At 72.9% G+C, this 19,250-nt stretch carries 20 protein-coding genes and 1 pseudogene; 11 read left to right on the top strand and 10 right to left on the bottom strand.

The genetic code is table 11. The features are described from left to right. Positions 1–26: 26 nt before the first annotated feature. Positions 27–365: a hypothetical protein gene (locus tag ACWERV_RS30440; RefSeq protein WP_452939144.1), complete on the bottom strand. Its 339-nt coding sequence runs from the start codon at positions 363–365 to the stop codon at positions 27–29. Between the two features lie 292 nt (positions 366–657). Here ACWERV_RS30440 and ACWERV_RS30435 point away from each other — a divergent pair, with 292 nt between their 5' ends. Continuing rightward, the gene (locus tag ACWERV_RS30435) at positions 658–1,128 is read left to right on the top strand and encodes an SCP2 sterol-binding domain-containing protein (RefSeq protein ID WP_398178811.1); all 471 of its coding nucleotides are present in this window, start codon (positions 658–660) and stop codon (positions 1,126–1,128) included. Here ACWERV_RS30435 and ACWERV_RS30430 read toward each other — a convergent pair. Continuing rightward, on the bottom strand, positions 1,101–2,300 hold the full coding sequence (locus ACWERV_RS30430; protein WP_452939142.1) for an MFS transporter: 1,200 nt from the start codon (positions 2,298–2,300) through the stop codon (positions 1,101–1,103). The two genes, ACWERV_RS30435 and ACWERV_RS30430, sit on opposite strands and share 28 nt — an antisense overlap. A gap of 47 nt (positions 2,301–2,347) precedes the next feature. Here ACWERV_RS30430 and pdxR point away from each other — a divergent pair, with 47 nt between their 5' ends. Then, positions 2,348–3,745 (top strand): MocR-like pyridoxine biosynthesis transcription factor PdxR, encoded by a 1,398-nt coding sequence (gene pdxR / locus ACWERV_RS30425; RefSeq protein WP_452939139.1) that lies wholly within the window; start codon positions 2,348–2,350, stop codon positions 3,743–3,745. Here pdxR and ACWERV_RS30420 read toward each other — a convergent pair. Next, positions 3,738–4,238 (bottom strand): NUDIX domain-containing protein, encoded by a 501-nt coding sequence (locus tag ACWERV_RS30420; RefSeq protein WP_452939136.1) that lies wholly within the window; start codon positions 4,236–4,238, stop codon positions 3,738–3,740. The genes pdxR and ACWERV_RS30420 overlap by 8 nt on opposite strands. Positions 4,239–4,316: 78 nt before the next feature. Here ACWERV_RS30420 and ACWERV_RS30415 point away from each other — a divergent pair, with 78 nt between their 5' ends. Beyond that, positions 4,317–5,477, top strand: a complete 1,161-nt coding sequence (locus ACWERV_RS30415; protein ID WP_452939133.1) for a glycerate kinase — start codon at positions 4,317–4,319, stop codon at positions 5,475–5,477. A gap of 503 nt (positions 5,478–5,980) precedes the next feature. On the opposite strand, the gene pssA is transcribed toward ACWERV_RS30415, so the two are convergent. The 7 genes and pseudogenes from pssA to ACWERV_RS30380 all read right to left on the bottom strand — a co-directional run bounded on the left by pssA (position 5,981) and on the right by ACWERV_RS30380 (position 12,602). Beyond that, a complete protein-coding gene (gene pssA / locus ACWERV_RS30410) occupies positions 5,981–6,832 on the bottom strand; it encodes a CDP-diacylglycerol--serine O-phosphatidyltransferase (RefSeq protein WP_398178825.1) in 852 nt (283 codons plus the stop codon). Further along, on the bottom strand, positions 6,819–7,466 hold the full coding sequence (locus ACWERV_RS30405) for a phosphatidylserine decarboxylase (protein ID WP_398178828.1): 648 nt from the start codon (positions 7,464–7,466) through the stop codon (positions 6,819–6,821). Before ACWERV_RS30405 ends, pssA begins: the two co-directional genes overlap by 14 nt. Before the next feature lie 192 nt (positions 7,467–7,658). Then, a complete protein-coding gene (locus ACWERV_RS30400) occupies positions 7,659–8,873 on the bottom strand; it encodes an acyl-CoA dehydrogenase family protein (RefSeq protein ID WP_452939129.1) in 1,215 nt (404 codons plus the stop codon). Between the two features lies 1 nt (position 8,874). Next, positions 8,875–9,423: a MaoC family dehydratase gene (locus ACWERV_RS30395; protein ID WP_452939168.1), complete on the bottom strand. Its 549-nt coding sequence runs from the start codon at positions 9,421–9,423 to the stop codon at positions 8,875–8,877. Between the two features lie 2 nt (positions 9,424–9,425). Beyond that, positions 9,426–11,462 (bottom strand): protein meaA, encoded by a 2,037-nt coding sequence (locus ACWERV_RS30390; protein WP_452939127.1) that lies wholly within the window; start codon positions 11,460–11,462, stop codon positions 9,426–9,428. Further along, positions 11,459–11,797, bottom strand: a pseudogene (locus tag ACWERV_RS30385) (hypothetical protein); the annotation flags it as partial. The pseudogene ACWERV_RS30385 and the gene ACWERV_RS30390, both read right to left, overlap by 4 nt. Before the next feature lie 7 nt (positions 11,798–11,804). Next, positions 11,805–12,602, bottom strand: coding sequence for an NAD(P)H-binding protein (locus ACWERV_RS30380; protein ID WP_452939124.1), 798 nt, complete (start codon positions 12,600–12,602; stop codon positions 11,805–11,807). Positions 12,603–12,766: 164 nt separating this feature from the next. Between ACWERV_RS30380 and ACWERV_RS30375 the strand changes: the two genes are divergently transcribed. The 8 genes from ACWERV_RS30375 (at position 12,767) to ACWERV_RS30340 (ending at position 19,215) form a co-directional block, all read left to right on the top strand. Next, entirely contained in the window at positions 12,767–13,207 is a 441-nt protein-coding gene (locus ACWERV_RS30375) for a winged helix-turn-helix transcriptional regulator (protein ID WP_452939121.1), read from the top strand. A gap of 65 nt (positions 13,208–13,272) precedes the next feature. Beyond that, positions 13,273–13,920, top strand: a complete 648-nt coding sequence (locus tag ACWERV_RS30370) for an HAD family hydrolase (protein WP_398192830.1) — start codon at positions 13,273–13,275, stop codon at positions 13,918–13,920. A gap of 95 nt (positions 13,921–14,015) precedes the next feature. Continuing rightward, positions 14,016–15,251: an MFS transporter gene (locus tag ACWERV_RS30365; protein ID WP_398192829.1), complete on the top strand. Its 1,236-nt coding sequence runs from the start codon at positions 14,016–14,018 to the stop codon at positions 15,249–15,251. Then, complete coding sequence (locus ACWERV_RS30360; RefSeq protein WP_452939120.1) at positions 15,220–16,413, top strand: acetoin utilization protein AcuC; 1,194 nt, start codon at positions 15,220–15,222, stop codon at positions 16,411–16,413. The genes ACWERV_RS30365 and ACWERV_RS30360 overlap by 32 nt, the downstream gene beginning before the upstream one ends. Before the next feature lie 101 nt (positions 16,414–16,514). Beyond that, positions 16,515–17,336, top strand: coding sequence for a phosphatase (locus ACWERV_RS30355; protein WP_398192827.1), 822 nt, complete (start codon positions 16,515–16,517; stop codon positions 17,334–17,336). Between the two features lie 128 nt (positions 17,337–17,464). Next, positions 17,465–17,677 (top strand): helix-turn-helix domain-containing protein, encoded by a 213-nt coding sequence (locus ACWERV_RS30350; protein ID WP_031524045.1) that lies wholly within the window; start codon positions 17,465–17,467, stop codon positions 17,675–17,677. 136 nt (positions 17,678–17,813) lie between these two features. Further along, positions 17,814–17,912, top strand: a complete 99-nt coding sequence (locus ACWERV_RS30345) for a 30S ribosomal protein bS22 (RefSeq protein WP_003948845.1) — start codon at positions 17,814–17,816, stop codon at positions 17,910–17,912. Positions 17,913–18,150: 238 nt separating this feature from the next. Further along, complete coding sequence (locus ACWERV_RS30340) at positions 18,151–19,215, top strand: NAD-dependent epimerase/dehydratase family protein (protein ID WP_452939117.1); 1,065 nt, start codon at positions 18,151–18,153, stop codon at positions 19,213–19,215. The last annotated feature ends 35 nt before the right edge of the window (positions 19,216–19,250 follow it).

The following is a 19,250-nucleotide window of genomic DNA, read 5'->3' as shown; positions in this document are numbered from 1 at the left end:
GCTCCGGATCCGGTCCCGAAGGGCCGTCAGCCCGCGTACGGAGACTGGCCGGGCGCGGGCTGCGCGGGGTAGCCGGGCTGCGCACCGTAGCCGGGCTGCACGCCGAACCGCACCTCGGACAGCGCCTTCTTGTAGATGACCTTGGCGAAGTAGCCCGACGCGAAGAAGATGTTCTGCACCACGTACCAGAACTTCTCCGCACCGGTCATCTGGACCAGGCCGTACTCGCTGAGGGCCTTCTTGACCGGGACCTTGGCGAAGTAGCCCGCCCCGAAGGCGATGCAGTTCAGGACGTACCAGAAGCTCTCGGCGGACGTGGTCTGGCCGCTGCCGAGCTGCTGGGTCTGGGTCTGGGGCTGGGACATGGTGGAGCCTTTCGCGGTGCGCGAGCGAGCGCTGGGGACAGTGCGGCGCGGTCGCAAGACGCCCCCGGGACGCCGCAGTTCACCCGCGCCGACTCGGAAGCTTAGGGGTAAAGGTTGCCCTCTGTCGCGGCTTTACCGGCTATCGCCCGATCTTCGGACGGTGGGCGGACAGCGCCATGCCCCGCCTCCGGTGGGCGGCGGTGCGGGTGCGAGGGTGCGGGTTGTCGGCGGCGGGCGCGGAAACTATCCTTACCCGTCGGTAAGTTTACTTTGGAGTAAGGACGGTGGACCCATGGCGGCACTGGACGACCTCGACCTGGAAACCCTGGACTTCGGCACGGTCGAGCCCCGCGACTTCGCCCGGATCGTCAAGGGCCTGCCCGCCGCGCGGATCGCCGAGCTGATGGCCGGACGGCAGCGCCGCCGCGTCCTCGACGAGGTCTTCGGGCGCATGCACACCCTCTTCAAGCCGGACGCCGCCGCGGGCCGCGACGCCCTCGTCCGCTGGCGCATCACCGCCGCCGACGGCGGCCCCGACGACGTCTACGAGACACACATCGGCGGCGGCACCTGCACCGTCACCCCCGAACGCACCGACCGCGAGCCGCAGCTCAGCCTGGTCATGGCCGCACCGGAATTCCTCAAGCTCGTCTCCGGCAACGCCTCCGGCCCCACCCTCTTCTTCACCCGCAAGCTCAAACTCAAGGGCGACATCCGGCTGGCGGGCTCGCTCACCTACTTCTTCGACATCCCCAAGGCCTGAGACCCCTCCCGGCGGTCCCGGCACGCCGGGACGACGGCGGCCAGCATGGCGGCGCCGGTCAGCGCGAACGCCCAGGAGTAGCCGGTGCCCGCCGCGAGCCAGCCGAAGACCGCCGCGCCCGCACCCATACCGGCGTCGTAGGCGACGTTCCACACCGCGCTGACCGTCGCGTAGCCGGAGGCCGGGACGCGCGCGTACATCAGCGTCAGCGTCGCGTTCTGCGCCACCCCGAACCCCGCGCCGAACAGCGTCGCCCCGGCGGCCACGGCGGCGGCGCTGCCCGTCACCGCCATGAGCAGCGTCCCGCCGGCCGACAGCAGCAGACCGGGGAGGACCAGCACGGCGGACCCGTGGCGGTCGCCGTACCGGCCCGCCAGCCAGCGGGCCGCGGTGGCCGCCGCGGGCTGCGCGAAGAGGGCCAGCGCGACCAGCCCCGGGTGCGCCGGCACCGCCAGCGGCAGGAAGGTGACGACGACGCCCGCGGTCGCGGTGGTCGCCGCGAAGACCACCGCGGGCCGCCGCAGCCCGGCCGCGCGCAGCCCCTCCGCCAGGCCGACCGGCCGCCCGGCGGTCCGGATCCGGTCGGGCAGGGCCGGCACCGACAGGACCGCGGCGAGCGCCGAGACGGCCGCGGCGGTGAAGACCACCGGATACCCGGCGTGCGCCGCCAGCCACACCCCCAGCGGCAGCGCCACCAGCCCCGGCACCCCCGAGACCAGCCCGACCAGCGCCAGCCCCTCGCCCCGGCGCTCGGCCGGGATGAGCGACGCGGTCAGGGCGCCGCCCGCGACCACCGTGAAGGCGAACCCCAGACCGCGCAGCAGGCAGACCAGCAGGATCCAGAACGGCCCCCCGGCCGCGAGCGGCACCAGCGCCGGGGCGCCCAGCAGGAACAGCCCCGCGGCCAGCACGATCCGGTATCCGAAGCGGTCCGCCAGCGCCGGTGTGACCAGCTCGCCCGCGACCGTCGCGAGCATCAGCGTGCCGGTGACGAGCCCGGCCGCGCCGCCGCCCCCGCCGTGCGCGGCGGCGTAGCCGGGGACGACGGACAGCAGCAGGTAGAAGCTGGTCGAGGCGCCCAGGATGGAGACGAAGCGCAGCAGCAACGGCCGTGTCACCAGCGGCGGGCGGGACACCGGGGCGCGGGACGCGGAGTCGAGGATGTCGGTCACGCAAGGACGGTAAGCGGCCCGGTGGACCGCCGGTAAGCTCCGGTTGCATGTCGCTGGAGTGGGCCGGTTCGTCCCCCGAACTACTGCTGGCCGTCGACCGGACCGGCCCGGTGCCGCTGCGCGCCCAGCTCGAACACGGGCTGCGGGACGCGATCAGGACCGGACGGCTGCGGGTCGGCGAACGCCTGCCGTCCTCCCGGGAGCTGGCCCGCACGCTCCGCCTCTCCCGCGGCCTGGTCCAGGAGTGCTACGCCCAGCTCCAGGCCGAGGGCTACCTGGTGACCCGCCCCGGCTCCGCGACCCGGGTGGCCGCCGGAACCTGCGACCCGCCCGCGGCCGCAGCGCCGCCCGCCCCGCCCCCGCCGCTGCTGGCCGACTTCCGCGCGGGCGTGCCCGACCTCGGCGCCTTCCCCGTCCAGGACTGGCTCTGGGCCGTCCGGGAGGCCGCCCGCGCCCTCCCGGTGAGCGCCCTCGACTACGGCGACCCGCGCGGCAGCGCCGAACTGCGCGATGTCCTGGCCGGATACCTGCGCCGGGTACGCGCCGCCGCCGCGGAACCGGAGCACCTGGTCGTCTGCAACGGCTACGCCCAGGGCCTCGGCCTGGCCCTGCGCGTCCTCGCGGACACCGGCGTGCGCAGCGTGGCCTTCGAGGACCCCGGCTCGCCCGGCACCGTCCGCGCCGCCGCCGCGGCAGCGGGCCTGCACGCCGTCCCCGTACCCGTCGACGACCACGGCCTCGACGTGGCGGCCCTGGACGCCACCGGCGCCCGCGCCGTCGTGGTCACCCCCGCCCACCAGTGGCCCACCGGGGTCGTCCTGGCCCCCGAGCGGCGCCTCGCCCTCGCCGACTGGGCCCGCCGCCGCGACGCGGTCGTCGTCGAGGACGACTACGACGCGGAGTTCCGCTACGACCGCGAACCGGTCGGCGGGCTCCAGGGCCTGGCGCCCGACCGCGTCATCGCGATCGGGACGGTCAGCAAGACGCTCGTCCCCGCCCTGCGCATCGGCTGGATGCTGTGCCCGCCCGGCCTCACCGGGCCGGTCACCGAACACAAGTACCTCAGCGACCGCGGCACCCCCACCCTCGACCAGCTCGCCCTGGCCCGGCTCATGGCGTCCGGCCGCTTCGACCGCCACCTGCGCCGGATGCGCGTCCGCTACGCCGCCCGCCGCACCGCGCTGCTCGACGCGCTCGCCGCACACGCCCCCGGGCTCCCGGTGACGGGCCTGGCGGCGGGCTTCCACGCCGTCGCCCACCTGCCCGAGGGCGCCGCCGAGCAGGACGTCGTGACGGCGGCGTCGGCCCGCCGCGTCGGCCTGTACGGCATCGGCGCCTGCCGCGCGACGCGCACCGGACCCGCACAGATCGTGCTCGGCTACGGCAACGTCCCGCGCCGCGCCGTCGCCGAGGGCATCGCCGCGGTCGGCGACCTGCTCACCTAGCGTCGGCCCCCGGGCGGCCGTCCACCAGCTCCACGGGCGCGCTGCCGGTGGCCAGCGCCTCGACCGCGGCCCGCACCGCGCCCGCGCTGTTGGGGGTGAGGTAGCGGTCCACCTCGGCGGGCTCGACCAGCTTCCACGAGTCCAGCTCGCTCTCCTGGAGGCGGATCGACGCGATCTGGTCGTCGGTCAGCACCCCGCCGTCGTACAGGAAGGTCACCGACGGCGGCCGCACCGGTCCCGCGGTCGTCCACCCCATCACCAGCAGCGCGCCGGGCTCCACGTCCAGCCCGACCTCCTCCACCGACTCGCGCCGGGCCGCCTCCCGCGGCGTCTCGTTCTCGTCCGTCTCGATCGTGCCGCCCGGAAGCGTCCACGTCTCCCGGTAGTTGGGCTCCACGAGCAGGACCCGGCCGTCCGTGGAGCGGAAGAGCATGTTGGCCCCGGCGAGGATCCTCGGCAGCCCGGCGATGTACGTCGCGAAATCGGTCGTCATCCCTCGAATCTACGGTCCGCCGCCCCGCCGCGCGGGCCACTCCGGGCAGCGGGATAAGGTCCGAGCTGCCGTTGAACCATGATCGGACGGGAGCTGACCAAGGTGGCCGACACCGCACAGAAGTCGCCGGGGCGGGTGCTGATCGCCGCCGACAAGTTCAAGGGCTCGCTCACCGCCGTACAGGTCGCCGCGCACGTGGCCGCAGGCCTGCGGGCCGCCGTACCCGGCCTCGACATCGCCGCGCTGCCGGTCGCCGACGGCGGGGACGGCACGGTGGACGCGGCCGTCGCCGCGGGCTTCACCCGGCACACCGTCCGCGTCACCGGGCCGCTCGGCGAGAGCGTCCAGGCCGCGTACGCGCTGCGCGACGGCACCGCCGTGGTGGAGATGGCCGAGGCCTCCGGGCTGCGCCACCTGCCGCCCGGCGTCTTCGCTCCCCGCACCGCCACCACGTACGGCACCGGCGAGCTGCTGCTGGCCGCGCTGGACGCGGGCGCCCGCACCATCGTGCTCGGCGTCGGCGGCAGCGCCACCACGGACGGCGGCGCCGGCATGCTCGCCGCGCTCGGCGCCCGGCTGCTGGACGCGCACGGCGCCCCCGTCGCACCCGGCGGCGCCGCGCTCGCCTCCCTCGCCACCGCCGACCTCGGCGGCCTCGACCCGCGGCTGGCCGCCACCGAGGTCGTCCTCGCCAGCGACGTCGACAACCCGCTGCTCGGCCCGACGGGCGCCGCCGCGGTCTACGGGCCGCAGAAGGGCGCCGACGCCGACGACGTACGCGCCCTGGACGCGGCGCTCGCGCACTACGCGGAAGTCCTCGGCGCGGCCGACCTCGCCGCCGCGCCCGGCGCGGGGGCCGCGGGCGGCATCGGCTTCGGAGCGCTCGTCGCCCTGCGGGCGGCCTTCCGGCCCGGCATCGACGTCCTGCTCGACGTCCTGGGCTTCGCCGACGCGGTCGAGGGCGCGACCCTCGTCATCACCGGTGAGGGCTCGCTCGACGAGCAGACCCTGCACGGGAAGGCGCCCGTCGGCGTCGCCCGCGCGGCCGCGGCTCGCGGTGTCCGCGTCGCCGCGGTGTGCGGACGGCTCGCCGTCCCGCCCTCCGCGCTCGCCGCGGCCGGCATCTCCGCTGCCTACCCCCTCTCCGCCCTCGAACCCGACCCGGCCCGCTCCATCGCCGCGGCCGGCCCCCTCCTCGAACGCGTCGCCACGACCCTGGCGCAAGAGCTCCTCCTCTGACCCTGCACATCCCGCGCCGGGCACCCCGTTTTTCAAGCCGCGCGGACAACGCGCCTGCCGCGCCGGGCAACCACCAGGGGCGCGGGGAACTGCGCGCTCAGCCGTCCACCGGCCGGTGGTCCGGATCGGACCGAAGAGACCCTTCGGGTCGGTGACGACCCGCGCCCCGGTGGGGGCTGAGCGCGCAGTTCCCCGCGCCCCTAAAAACGAGTGCCCCGGCAGCGCAGGCGTGGCCCGAAAAACGAGTGCCCGGCAGCGCAGGCGCGGCCTGAAAAACGGGTGCCGGGCAGCGCAGGCGTGCCCCTGAAAAACGAGGTGCCCGGCGGCGCAGGCGCGGCCTGGAAACGCGTGCCCGGCGCGGCAGCGCTGAGCGCTCGACCCGCGCGGCATGCGCACCCCCCGCGCGGGAGCGTGGAATGCGGAAACCCGGCCGCGCAGGGTGAAAGCTCACTCTGCGCAGCCGGGCAGGGACTACGGGGTGCGGCCCGGAAGGGGCCGCGGTATTACCGAAGCGCGGTGGCGCGCGCCTCGCGGCGATTCGCCCGCATCGTGTTCACCCGCCGCGTCGTCGCAAAGCACGGAATCACCGCCGCGGCCACGCACTGGAGCGCGGCCCCGGTCTGGAGCAGCTGGTGCCCGCCGGGCACGTCCAGCGTCCAGGCCGTGAGGCAGCCCATGCTCACGATCGTCCAGGCGAACGTCAGCGCGGCGAGCCGGCCGCGCGGCTTGGGGTATTCGACGCGGCTGACCATGAGCCACGCCACACCCACGATCGCCCCGATGGTCGGCGCGAAGGGCAGTTCCAGCAGGACCAGGGAGACCACGGTCATCGCCCCGAAGGGGCTGGGCATGCCCTGGAAGACGCCGTCCCGCAGGGTCGTGCAGGAGAAGCGGGCGAGGCGCAGGACGACCGCGAGCACCACGAGGACGGCCGCTGCCGCGGACACCTTGCCGTAGGCGTCGTCGGCGACCAGGCCCCAGACGACCACGAAGTAGGCCGGGGCGAGCCCGAAGCTGATCAGGTCGGAGAGGTTGTCCAGCTCCGCGCCCATCGCCGAGCTGCGCAGCTTGCGCGCGACCAGGCCGTCACAGAGGTCGAAGACGGAGGCCAGCAGCATGAGCGAGACGGCGGTGGCGGCGCTGTGCTTGGACATGCCGCCGTCGCTCGTGCCGTTCAGGTGCGGGACCAGCACCCCGGTGGTGGTGAAGTAGACCGCCAGGAAGCCGCAGATCGCGTTACCGAGTGTGAGCGCGTCCGCGATGGACAGCCGGGTGGACAGGGGGAGGTCGTCGACCTCGTCCTGGAGTTCGGTCACCCAGTCGGACTGCGCCGTATCACCGTCAGTCACGGTCAAGGCGTGTCACCCCAGCCGTGGTGGTCTGCCCGACCTCGACGCCCGCCTCAATGCCTTCGGGGAGGTACACGTCGACGCGTGAGCCGAAGCGGATGAGCCCGATGCGGTCGCCCTGCTCGACCTTGCAGCCGCGCGGCACGTACGGCACGATCCGGCGCGCGACGGCGCCGGCGATCTGCACCATCTCGATGTCGCCGAGGTCGGTGTCGAAGTGCCACACGACCCGCTCGTTGTTCTCGCTCTCCTTGTTGAACGCCGGGACGAACCCGCCCGGGATGTGCTCGACGGAGGAGATCGTGCCGGCCAGCGGAGCGCGGTTGACGTGCACGTTGAGCGGGCTCATGAAGATCGCGACGCGGGTGCGCCCGTCCTTCCACGGCATGATGCTCTGGACCACGCCGTCGGCCGGGCTGATCACCCGGCCTTCGGCGATCTCCCGCTCAGGGTCGCGGAAGAACCACAGCATCCCGGCCGCCAGGGCGGTGGCGGGGACTGCCACGGTCGCCCAGCGGCCGGAGTGGCGCGCCTTGACGAGGGAGACCGCCGCGGTGGCGACGGTCGGGAAGAGCCACGGTGATGCTCCACGGGCGAGGCGGACCCGGCCGCGCGGTGCAGGGGAATGGCTGTGGGGCATGGAAGACCTTCGTAGCGGAGGATGCCGCGAATTGCTTCTGGGGACGGCGGCTTTGGTCGATGGTATCGGCTGACACCGGCAACTGGGCAAGCGCGAGGGCGAGTCGATGGCCGGTTCTGGTGGCTCTACAACGGCCGAAACCACGGCGCAGTGTGATGTTTGCCTCGGGTAAATCCATCCAAAATTGGACATTTACCCCTGGATTCGATACTCCTCCAGAAGTCGCCGCCCGATGATCATTTTCTGGATCTCAGCGGTCCCCTCGCCGATCAGCAGCATCGGGGCCTCCCGGTACAGCCGCTCGATCTCGTACTCCTTGGAGAAGCCGTAGCCGCCGTGGATGCGGAAGGCGTCCTCGACGACTTCTTTGCAGAACTCTGATGCGAGATATTTCGCCATGCCCGCCTCCAGATCGTTCCGCTCGCCGGAATCCTTCTTGCGTGCGGCATTGACCATCATCTGGTGGGCGGCCTCCACTTTGGTGGCCATTTCGGCGAGCTTGAACTGCACGGCCTGGTGCTGGGCGATCTGCTTGCCGAAGGTGTGCCGCTGCTGCGCGTAGCCGATACCCAGCTCGAACGCACGCTTGGCGACGCCGCAGCCACGCGCGGCGACGTTCACCCGGCCCACCTCGACGCCGTCCATCATCTGGTAGAAACCGCGGCCGCTGGTGCCGCCGAGCACCCGGTCGGCGGGGATCCGCACGTCCTGGAGCACCAGCTCGGTGGTGTCGACGCCCTTGTAGCCCATCTTCTCGATCTTGCCCGGCACGGTCAGGCCCGGCACCGTGGCGTTGGCGCCGAAGCCGGGCTCCTTCTCGATCAGGAAGGTGGTCATCGAGCGGTGCGGCGGCGCGTCCGCCGGCTGCCCCTCGTCGGTCCGGCACAGCACCGCGACCAGGTTGGACGAGCCGCCGTTGGTCAGCCACATCTTCTGGCCGTTGATCACGTACGCGTCCCCGTCGCGGACGGCTTTCGTCCGGATCGCGGACACGTCCGAGCCCAGTCCCGGCTCCGACATCGAGAACGCGCCGCGCACGTCACCGGCTGCCATCCGCGGCAGGAAGTAATCCTTCTGCTCCTGGGTGCCGTGCTGGCGGATCATGTACGCGACGATGAAATGCGTGTTGATGATGCCCGACACACTCATCCAGCCGCGCGAGATCTCCTCCACGGCCAGTGCGTAGGTCAGCAGCGACTCGCCGAGCCCGCCGTACTCCTCGGGGATCATCAGCCCGAAGACGCCCAGCTCCTTGAGGCCCTCGACGATGGCGAGGGGGTATTCGTCGCGGTGCTCCAGCTCGGTGGCGACCGGCAGGATCTCCTTGTCGACGAAATCCCGGACGGTGCTCAGGATCTCCCGCTGGATCTCGGTCAGGCCGTCGGTGTGCGCGAGACGGTCGGTCATGTCACTTCCCTTCCGGCTGCGACTGGGGCTGCGACTGCGACTGGGGCTGCGTCTGCGGCTGCGGGCGGCCGGGCTGCTCGCCGCCGCGCTGCTCGATGTAGCGGGCGGTCGGCACCATCACCTTGCGGTGGAAGACGCACACCAGGGTGCCGTCCTGGTTGTGGCCGCGGGTCTCGACGCGGACGATGCCGCGGTCGTCCCGGCTCTTGGACGGCCACTTGTCCAGCACCGTCGTCTCGCCGTAGATCGTGTCCCCGTGGAAGGTCGGCGCGACGTGCCGCAGCGACTCGACCTCCAGGTTGGCGATGGCCTTGCCGGACACGTCCGGCACCGACATGCCGAGCAGCAGTGAGTAGACGTAGTTGCCGACGACCACGTTGCGGCCGAAGTCGGTCGTCCGCTCCGCGTAGTTGGCGTCCATGTGCAGCGGGTGGTGGTTCATGGTGAGGAGGCAGAAGAGGTGGTCGTCGTACTCGGTGACCGTCTTTCCCGGCCAGTGCCGGTACACGGCGCCGACCTCGAACTCCTCGTATGTGCGGCCGAACTGCACGGTCATACCTCCAGCTCGTTCTGCCCGGCGGGTCCGGCGGACCCGGCGAGGCCGTGCGCGCGCCGGATCTCGTCCACGATCCGGCCGATGATCCCGGTGATACCGAAATCCTTGGGTGTGAAGACCGCCGCCACACCGGCGGCGAGCAGGGCGTCCGCGTCCGCGGCCGGGATGATGCCGCCGACCACCACGGGCACGTCGTCCGCGCCCGCGGCGCTCAGCCGCTCCAGCACGTCCGGCACCAGCGCGCCGTGCGACCCGGAGAGGATCGACAGGCCCACGCAGTGCACGTCCTCGGCCACGGCGGCCGCCACGATCTGCTCGGGGGTCAGCCGTATGCCCTGGTAGACGACCTCGAAGCCGGCGTCGCGGGCGCGTACGGCGATCTGCTCGGCGCCGTTGGAGTGCCCGTCCAGGCCGGGCTTGCCGACGAGCAGCCGCAGTCGCCCGCCGCCCAGCTCCTCCGCGGTCGCCGCGACCCGGCGGCGTACCTCCGCGAGCGGCCCGCCGTCGTCCGCCGTGACCGCCACGGGCGCGCCGCCCACCCCGGTCGGGGCGCGGAACTCCCCGAAGACCTCGCGCAGCACGCCCGCCCACTCGCCGGTCGTCACGCCCGCGCGGGCGCACTCCAGGGTCGCCGGCATCAGGTTGTCCGTGCCCTCGGCGGCCTCCCGCAGCGCCGCCAGCGCGGCCTTGGCACGGGGCTGGTCGCGCTCGCGCCGCCACTCCTCCAGCGCGGCCACCACACGGGCCTCGGTGGCCGGGTCGACGGTCATGATCGCGGTGTCCAGGTCGGCGGTCAGCGGGCTCGGCTCGGTGGCCTCGTGGACGTTGACGCCGACGATCTTCTCCTCGCCCGACTCGATACGCGCCCGGCGCGCCGCGTGCGAGGCCACCAGCTCCGACTTCAGGTAGCCGGACTCGACGGCCGCCATCGCGCCGCCCATCTCCTCGATACGGGCCATCTCGGCGGTCGCCTGACCGACCAGTTCGGCGACCTTCGCCTCGACGACATGGCTGCCGTCGAAGAGGTCGGGGTATTCCAGCAGGTCGCTCTCGTAGGCGAGGACCTGCTGGATGCGCAGGCTCCACTGCTGGTCCCACGGCCGGGGCAGGCCCAGTGCCTCGTTCCAGGCCGGGAGCTGGACGGCGCGGGCGCGGGCGTCCTTCGACAGCGTCACCGCCAGCATCTCCAGCACGATGCGCTGCACGTTGTTCTCCGGCTGCGCCTCGGTCAGGCCGAGCGAGTTGACCTGCACCCCGTAGCGGAAGCGGCGCTGCCGCGGGTCCTGGACACCGTAGCGCTCACGCGTGACGGTGTCCCAGATCCGGCCGAAGGCGCGCATCTTGCACATCTCCTCGACGAAGCGCACCCCGGCGTTGACGAAGAAGGAGATCCGCCCCACGACCTCGCCGCGCCGCTCCTCGGGCACCTGCCCGGAGGCGAACACCGCGTCCAGCACGGCGACCGCGGTGGACATCGCGTACGCGATCTCCTGTACCGGTGTCGCCCCCGCCTCCTGGAGGTGGTAGCTGCAGATGTTGATGGGGTTCCAGCGCGGGACGTGGTGGACCGCGTACGTGATCATGTCCGTGGTCAGCCGCAGCGACGGGCCGGGCGGGAAGACGTGCGTCCCGCGCGACAGATACTCCTTGACGATGTCGTTCTGCGTCGTGCCCTGGAGGGCGGGCAGTTCGGCCCCCTGCTCCTCCGCGACCACCTGGTAGAGCGCCAGCAGCCACATCGCGGTGGCGTTGATGGTCATCGAGGTGTTCATGTAGTCCAGCGGGATGTCCGCGAACAGCCGCCGCATGTCGCCGAGGTGGCCGACCGGCACCCCGACCCGGCCCACCTCGCCGCGCGCCAGCACGTGGTCGGCGTCGTAGCCGGTCTGTGTCGGCAGGTCGAAGGCGACGGACAGGCCCGTCTGCCCCTTGGCGAGGTTGCGGCGGTAGAGCGCGTTGGACTCCTCCGCGGTCGAGTGGCCCGCGTACGTCCGCATCAGCCACGGCCGGTCGCGCTGCCCGGGGCCGCTCACGCGGCGGCCCCCGCGGATGCGGCGGACCGGGCGGGCGCCGCCGCGGCCCCTGCCGCGGTGGCCGCGCGCGCCGCGTCGCGGAAGAGGTTGATGGACGCCAGGTGGCGTTCACGCATCTCGGGGTCGGTCACTCCCATGCCTTCCTCAGGGGCCAGCGCCAGCACGCCGACCTTGCCGTGGTGCAGGTTGCGGTGCACGTCGTACGCGGCCTGGCCGGTCTGCGCCAGCGGGTAGGAGCGGGACACTGTCGGATGGATCTTCCCCTTGGCGATCAGCCGGTTGGCCTCCCAGGCCTCACGGTAGTTGGCGAAGTGCGAGCCGACGATGCGCTTGAGCCCGCCCTCACTTCGCCGCCGCTACGGCGATCGGCAGCGGGTCCTGGGGCTCGCGGCCGAGGAGTGCGGCGAGGTCCGGAGTGGTGTCGGCCAGGAAGCCGTGGCGGACGGCCGACGCGAGGGAGGCCAGCATGGGGGGCTGGAAGGGCAGCAGGTCCGGCGTCTCCAGCAGCCGTCGGCGGTATTCGGCGAGGTCGAGGGTGTGGTGCGGGGCGCTCAGCTCGGCAGCGACCTGGGCCGCCGTGATCGGGGTGCCGACCAGGTCGTAGACGCGGCTCTGGTGGGCGGCGGGGTCGGCGGCGACGACGGCCGCGGCTTCGGCGAGGTCGTCCCGGGCGACCGCGGCCAGGGCGCCGTCACCGAACGGGGACTGCACAGCGGCGTCGCCCGCCGGCGTCAGCAGGGCGCCGAACAGCTCGGCGTACAGGCCGTTGCGGAGGATCGTCCAGGGCAGCCCGCTCGCCCGGAGGAGGCGTTCGGTCGCGCGGTGGGCGAGGGCGAAGCCCAGGTGGTCGCCCGCGGTCGTGAGGCTCGTGTAGACGACGTGGCCGACCCCGTCCCGTACGGCCGCGTCCAGGGCCGCCGTGTGGCGGCGGATCACCACGTCGTCCTCGGCGTAGCCCGCGGAGACCAGGACCAGCGTCGTGACGCCGGAGAGGTCGAGGGTCGAGGGGGTGTCGAAGTCGAGGGGGCGTATGCCCTCGGCCGGGGTGCGGCTGCCGCCGAGGGCCGTCTCGCCGCGGGCGTGCAGGGCGGCACGGGTGGCCCTGCCGAGGTTTCCGTTCGCTCCGGTCACCAGGATCATGATCAGTCGCCGTCTTCCGTCGTCGTTCTGTCGTTCGTCGTCGTTCGTCGTTGTACGTCGTCGTTCTCGGCGGTCCGTGTACGTGCGGCGGGCCGCCGTGGTTCTCTTCGGTAACTAGGCTTGATCCTTGATCGGCCGTCCACCGGCCACAAGGAGGCATTTCGATGTCCGTCACGCACACCGCGGTAACCGCACTGGTCAGCGCGCCGACGGCGCCCGCGGCCCTCGATCCGTGCGGGCTGCCGGAGCATCCCGACTGCGGGATCCGGGACGTCCTGGACCGGATCGGCGACAAGTGGTCGGTGCTGGTGATCGTCGAGCTGGCGGGCGGGCCGCGGCGCTTCCGGGAGCTCCAGCGCGCGATCGACGGCATCTCGCAGCGCATGCTCACCCTGACCGTGCGCAGGCTGGAGCGCGACGGGCTCGTGCTGCGTACCGTCTATCCGACCGTGCCCGCGCAGGTGGACTACCGGCTGACGGAGACCGGCGCGGGGCTCACCCACCTCGTCAAGGCGCTGGCCGACTGGTCGCTGGCCCACCGCGGTGTCATCGCCGAGGCCCGGCACGCGTACGACGACGCCCACCCCGACCACGACATCCACTGAGGCGGGCGGGCTGGCGGCCACCCTGCGCGGCCGGCCCGCGTACCGGAGCCGCCTAGAGTGGGTCCGTGCGGTATGAACTGATCATCTTCGACAACGACGGCGTGCTGGTCGACAGCGAGCCGATCTCCAACCGGATCCTCGCGCAGTGCCTCACCGAGGCGGGGTATCCGACGACGACGGAGGAGTCGGTCCGGGACTTCATGGGCGCGGCCATGCACCGTGTGCACGACGTCGTCCGGGAGCGGCACGGCGGGACGTTGCCGGAGGGCTTCGACACGGCCTACCACGGGCGGGTCTTCGCGGCGTTCGAGCAGGAGCTGCGGGCGGTGGACGGGGCCGGGACGGTGCTGGAGAAGCTGGCGGCGGACGGGGTGCCGTACTGCCTGGCGTCGTCGGCGACGCACGAGCGGATCAGGGTCGCGCTGCGGACGACGGGGCTCTACGGGCGCTTCGACGAGCGGCGGCTGTTCTCGGCGCAGGACGTCGGGCGGGGCAAGCCGGAGCCGGACCTCTTCCTGCACGCCGCCCGCACGATGGGTGTGGCGCCGGAGCGGTGCGTGGTGGTCGAGGACAGCGCGCTCGGGGTGCAGGCGGCGCGGGCGGCCGGGATGGACGTCTTCGGCTACACCGCGATGACACCGGCCGCGAAGCTCGCGGACGCCACCGCGCTCTTCGGCGGGATGGCCGAGCTTCCCGCGCTGCTCTCCGGCTGAACCGGGGGCCGCTCCCGCGCCTGGTCAGAGGTGACGCCGGATCGTGACGCCGGACACCTACTCAAGCGTAGCTTTCGCGTCTAGCGTGCTCGCTCATGAGCGACGCTAGCGACGTACGCGACGTCCCGCAGCCCGCCCGGCCGCTGCGGCTGGGCCGCGCCGCCCTCGCGGTGAGCTTCTTCGCGCAAGGGGCGCTCTTCGCGCTGCTGGTGACCCGGATCCCGGCGATCCAGGACCGCTACGGGATCAGCGACGGGCTGCTGCCGGTGTTCCTGGCGGCCGTGCCGATCCTGGCGGGCGCGGGCAGCGTCGTGACCGAGCAGCTGGTGCGGCGGGTGCGGCCGAGCGTGGTGCTGCGCTGGGTGCAGCCGGTCGTCGCGCTCGTGCTGGTCGGGCTCGGTGCCGGGGACCGGATGTGGGCGGCCGCGGTGACGCTCGCGCTGTTCGGGGTGTGCGTCGGCGGGCTGGACGCGTCGATGAACATGCTCGGGGTGAGCCTTCAGCGGGCGTACGGGCGCAGCATCATGCTGGGCTTCCACGCCGCCTACAGCCTCGGCGGCATCGTCGGCTCGGTGCTGGCCTGGTCGGGGGCGCACTGGCACATCGCCCTGGTGACCGTCTACGGGCCCTTCACCGCGGTGATGATCCCGCTCACGCTCGCCGCGAGCCGCTGGTACCGCGACGCGGACGACGGGCCCGCCGTCCAGGAGGCCGCCGCGGGGAAGGGCCCGCAGGTCGCGATGCGGGTGCTGCTGCCGCTGTGCCTGGTCATGAGCTTCGCCTACATCGGCGACTCGACCGTCTCCAACTGGAGCGCGAAGTACCTCCAAGACACCCTGCACAGTTCCGAGCAGCTCTCCACCGTCCCCTACGCCGTCTACATGGTCACGACGCTGCTCGGCCGCTCGGTCGGCGACTTCGGGGTGCGGCGGTACGGGGCCGTGCCGGTCGTGCGGCTCGGGACGGTGGTGGCGGTCGCGGGCTTCGCGGTGGTGGCGGTGGCGCCGGGGGCGTGGGTCGGCATGCTGGGCTTCACGCTGCTGGGGTTCGGGCTGTGCGTCATCGTGCCGCAGACCTTCGCGGCGGCCGGGCGGATGTTCCCGCACGGGTCGGACGCGGCCATCGCGCGCCTGAACGTCTTCAACTACGTCGGTTTCCTCGTCGGCTCGCCGCTGGTGGGCGCGCTGGGCGACGCGTGGAGCTACCGCGGCGCCATGCTCGTCCCGATGGTGCTGGTCGCGGCGACACTGCACTACGCGCGCTCCTTCGGGGCGGCGGGCGGCGGGTACGGTGTCGGCCATGAGCGGCCGAGCACTGTTGATGTGGGATGAGCGGGTCACCGGCTACGACTTCGGGCCCGGACACCCGATGGACCCGGTGCGGCTGACGCTCACCCGGGGCCTGGTGCGGGCGGTGGGGCTGGACCGGGCGCTGACGGTGGTGGCGGCGCCGCCCGCCGGGGAGTCGACGCTCGCGCTCGTGCACGACGGGGACTACATGGCCGCGGTGATGCGCGCGGGCGAGGACCCGGACGCGGTGCGGGCCTCCTTCGCCGCTTTCGCCGCGTACGGGCTGGGCACCACGGACAATCCCGTCTTCCCGCGGATGCACGAGGTCTCGGCGCTGATCGCGGGCCAGTCGGTCGCGGCGGCGGAGGCGGTGTGGCGCGGCGAGGCGGCGCACGCGGTGAACTTCACCGGCGGGCTGCACCACGCGATGCCCGGCGCGGCCGCCGGTTTCTGCGTCTACAACGACGCGGCGCTCGCGGTGGCGCGGCTGCTGGAGCTGGGCGCGGAGCGGGTCGCGTACATCGACGTGGACGTCCACCACGGGGACGGGGTGCAGGCGGCCTTCTGGGACGACCCGCGGGTCATGACGGTGTCGCTGCACGAGCACCCGCGCACGCTCTTCCCGCACACCAGCGGCTGGGCGGAGGAGACGGGCGGCCCGGACGCGGAGGGCGGCGCGGTGAACGTGGCGCTGCCCGCGGGCACGGGTGACGCGGGCTGGCTGCGGGCCTTCCACGCGGTGGTGCCCGAACTGCTGGCCGCCTTCCGGCCGCAGGTGCTGGTCAGCCAGCACGGGGCGGACACCCATGTCGAGGATCCGCTGGCGCATCTGGCGGTGACGGTGGACGCGCAGCGGGCGGTGGCCGAGGCCTGCCACGCGCTGGCGCACGAGCACGCGGGCGGGCGCTGGGTGGCGCTGGGCGGCGGCGGGTACGCGGTCACCGACGTGGTGCCGCGCACCTGGACGCACCTGGTGGCGATCGCCGCGGGGGAGCCGCTGGCACCAGCCACGGAGGTGCCGCAGGAGTGGCGGCACGAGGTGTACGCGCGCACCCGGCAGCCCGCGCCGCTGCGCATGACGGACGGGGGCGAGCCGCGCTGGACGGGCTTCGCGGAGGCCGGGTACGACCCGGCGGACCGGCTGGACCAGGCCATCCTGGCGACCCGGCGGGCCGTCTTCCCGCTGCACGGCCTGCTGCCGTAGCGGGGTGCCGGGGAGCTGCCGGACGGACCGGACGGGTTTCCGGCGGGTGAATTCGGCCGGTTCGGGGTGCCGCCCCGCGGACGGGCCGGGACGATCATGGCGTGGTGAGTGTGGGCGCGCTGCGCGCGCATCTGGAGGCGACGGGCCTGGCCGGCAAGGTCGGGACGCCGCGCGAGAAGAGCCTGGCGAGCTACCGGCTGTTCGCCGCCCGGGATCCGCGGCTGACGCTGGGCCTTGACCCGCAAGGGGAGTGGGACGTACCGGAGTTGCTGCGGCTGATGGCCGACCGGTGCGGGGTGTCGGCGGATCCCGCGCACACCTCGGGTCAGGAGGCGATCGACCCGGACTGCACGGTCGCGGCGCTGGACGCGTTCGCGGAGCGCCTCGCACGGGCGGCCCGTGACCGTATTCCGATCCTTCTGGGCACAGGACATCCACACCGTCTCCTCGGTTTCTACGCATCTCTGGCGGCCGCTCTCTCGGCGGCGGGATGTGTCGTCCTCACCCCTGCGTATGGTCCGGGAGTGGACATGCGCACGCAGTTCGGCGTACGCCGTCACCTCCTGCGCTACGTCGGAGGGGTCGCCGTCGTCCGTCCCGTGGCCACGGAGGGTGACGGTGCGCCGGTCGAGCCGGGTGCGCACACCCACTCGCCGCTGCCGGTCAGAGCGGCGCTCGCGGCCGCCGCCGAAGACGGCGGAATGCTGCCCGGACTCGTGGTCGGAGATCACGGATTCGTGTGCGGCGCAGGTCAGTTGGGGGTTGAAGCCATCGGGCTGGCGGACTGCGACGACCCCGCCGTTTTCGTCGCCGAGGCGGAGGGCAGCGTATCGGTGGCGGTGCCGGTGGACGACGCCGTAAGGTCCGATTACTACCGGCCATTGACGCGCTACGTGCTCAAACGGGCCTGGCTGTCACAGTAGTCATCCATAGGCAACTCCTCTTCCCCACATACCTCATGCGCCCCTAATCTGGTGGGGAGCGCACATGCCGCTTTGAGTCGCCGGAGGGGAAGCCGGTGCCCGGCGTGTGCGGAAGGTTCAGGTGTGACATGGCTACTACTGAAACGCGCCCTCTGAACGAGGTCGTCTTTCTCACCGTCGCCGAAGTTGCGGCGGTGATGCGGGTCTCGAAGATGACGGTGTACCGCCTGGTGCACAGCGGTCATCTGCCGGCGATTCGCGTGGGTCGCTCGTTCCGGGTTCCGGAGCAGGCCGTCCACGAGTACCTCCGGGAGTCGTACGTGGGGGTGGAATCTGCCTGAGAACGCCCCGGCGGGCAGATGACGGCTTGGATCGGGCCTCGTTTATGCCCCTCCGCTCGGGGCGGGTAGGCTAGGCCGACGAAGGTCGTGTGGGCTCGGACGCCCCGCACCGAGTGAAACCGAAGCGAGGGTAGTCGTGGGCTCAGTCATCAAGAAGCGGCGCAAGCGTATGGCCAAGAAGAAGCACCGCAAGCTGCTCAAGCGGACGCGTGTCCAGCGCCGCAACAAGAAGTAGCAGCCGTCCCCGCCCACGGCGGGGATGAGCGCGGGCGACCTTCCGGCCCTGCGGCCGCCGTCCCGCTTCCTGCCCTCCTCCACCGCCTCCGGGCGGCGGGGGAGGGCAGTGCGCTGTCCGGGACCGGACGGCGCCGGGGAACGGGCCCGGGTCGCGGCTGTGACGGGTCTGTGTCGGGGCGGGCGGCGTCCGGGCGCAGGGGATACGGTGCGAGTGTTCCCCTGAGGAGGCGCTGAGCGTGAGCGAGGGCAGAGTGGGCGGCGGCGTGGTGCTGGTCACCGGCGCGGCGCGGCAGCTGGGCGGGCGCTTCGTCCGCCGTATCCAGCGCGATCCGGCGGTGGCCCGGGTCGTCGCCGTCGACGCGGTGCCGCCCGAGCACGACCTCGGCGGCGCCGAGTTCGTCCGGGCCGACATCCGGCAGCCGATGATCGCCAGGGTGCTGGCCCAGCACGGCGTCGACACCGTCGTGCACCTGGACGTGACCGGCACCCCGCTGGGCTCCGGCGGCCGCACGCAGGTCAAGGAGACCAACGTCATCGGCACGATGCAGCTGCTCGGCGCGTGCCAGAAGGCGCCCACGGTACGGCGCCTGGTGGTGAAGTCGACCACGAGCGTCTACGGTTCCGCGCCGCGCGACCCCGCGGTCTTCCGCGAGACGACCCCCGTCAAGTCGCTGCCCAGCGGCGGCTTCGCGAAGGACGCCGTCGAGGTCGAGGGCTACGTCCGCGGTTTCGCGCGGCGCCGCCCGGACGTCGCGGTCGCGGTGCTGCGCTTCGCGAACATCCTCGGGCCGACCGCCGACACCCCGCTCGCGGAGTTCTTCAAGCTGCCGGTGCTGCCGACCGTCTTCGGCTACGACCCGCGGCTGCAGTTCGTGCACGAGGACGACGTCGTCGATGTCCTCATGCTGGCCTCCCGCGAGGCCCGCCGCGGCACGCTCAACAGCGGCACGTTCAACATCGCCGGGGACGGGGTGCTGCTGCTGTCGCAGACCGCACGGCGGCTCGGCAAGCCCACCGTGCCGGTGCTGCTGCCCGCCGTCACATGGATCGGGCAGCTGCTGCGCACCGTGTCGGTCACCGACTTCTCGCCCGAGCAGATCCGGCTGCTCACGCACGGGCGGGTCGTCGACACCCGCGAGATGCGCGAGACGCTCGGCTTCACCCCGACCTACACCACCGCCGAGGCCTTCCACGACTTCGCCCGCGCCCACGGCCCCGGGCTGCTGCCCCCGCAGCTGCTGGCCGCAGGCGTGGACCGGCTCGCGGCGGCGGTCCCGGGCGGGACGGGGAACACGCGATGAGCGAGAGCGCGCCGAGGGGTGCTTCAGGTTCGGCG

This window comes from Streptomyces sp. NPDC004031, assembly GCF_053604375.1.
The sequence above is the reverse complement of the archived record's forward strand: the minus strand, read 5'-3'. Positions and strand labels throughout refer to the sequence as shown.

What these genes read in the sequence shown, in the direction of transcription:
- ACWERV_RS30380 (WP_452939124.1), bottom strand. Translation starts at nt 12,602, where the DNA reads ATGATCCTGGTGACCGGAGCGAACGGAAACCTCGGCAGGGCCACCCGT.
- ACWERV_RS30435 (WP_398178811.1), top strand. Translation starts at nt 658, where the DNA reads ATGGCGGCACTGGACGACCTCGACCTGGAAACCCTGGACTTCGGCACG.
- ACWERV_RS30350 (WP_031524045.1), top strand. Translation starts at nt 17,465, where the DNA reads ATGGCTACTACTGAAACGCGCCCTCTGAACGAGGTCGTCTTTCTCACC.
- ACWERV_RS30440 (WP_452939144.1), bottom strand. Translation starts at nt 365, where the DNA reads ATGTCCCAGCCCCAGACCCAGACCCAGCAGCTCGGCAGCGGCCAGACC.
- ACWERV_RS30365 (WP_398192829.1), top strand. Translation starts at nt 14,016, where the DNA reads ATGAGCGACGCTAGCGACGTACGCGACGTCCCGCAGCCCGCCCGGCCG.
- ACWERV_RS30400 (WP_452939129.1), bottom strand. Translation starts at nt 8,873, where the DNA reads ATGACCGACCGTCTCGCGCACACCGACGGCCTGACCGAGATCCAGCGG.
- ACWERV_RS30375 (WP_452939121.1), top strand. Translation starts at nt 12,767, where the DNA reads ATGTCCGTCACGCACACCGCGGTAACCGCACTGGTCAGCGCGCCGACG.
- ACWERV_RS30420 (WP_452939136.1), bottom strand. Translation starts at nt 4,238, where the DNA reads ATGACGACCGATTTCGCGACGTACATCGCCGGGCTGCCGAGGATCCTC.
- pdxR (WP_452939139.1), top strand. Translation starts at nt 2,348, where the DNA reads ATGTCGCTGGAGTGGGCCGGTTCGTCCCCCGAACTACTGCTGGCCGTC.
- ACWERV_RS30360 (WP_452939120.1), top strand. Translation starts at nt 15,220, where the DNA reads ATGAGCGGCCGAGCACTGTTGATGTGGGATGAGCGGGTCACCGGCTAC.
- ACWERV_RS30405 (WP_398178828.1), bottom strand. Translation starts at nt 7,466, where the DNA reads ATGCCCCACAGCCATTCCCCTGCACCGCGCGGCCGGGTCCGCCTCGCC.
- ACWERV_RS30415 (WP_452939133.1), top strand. Translation starts at nt 4,317, where the DNA reads ATGATCGGACGGGAGCTGACCAAGGTGGCCGACACCGCACAGAAGTCG.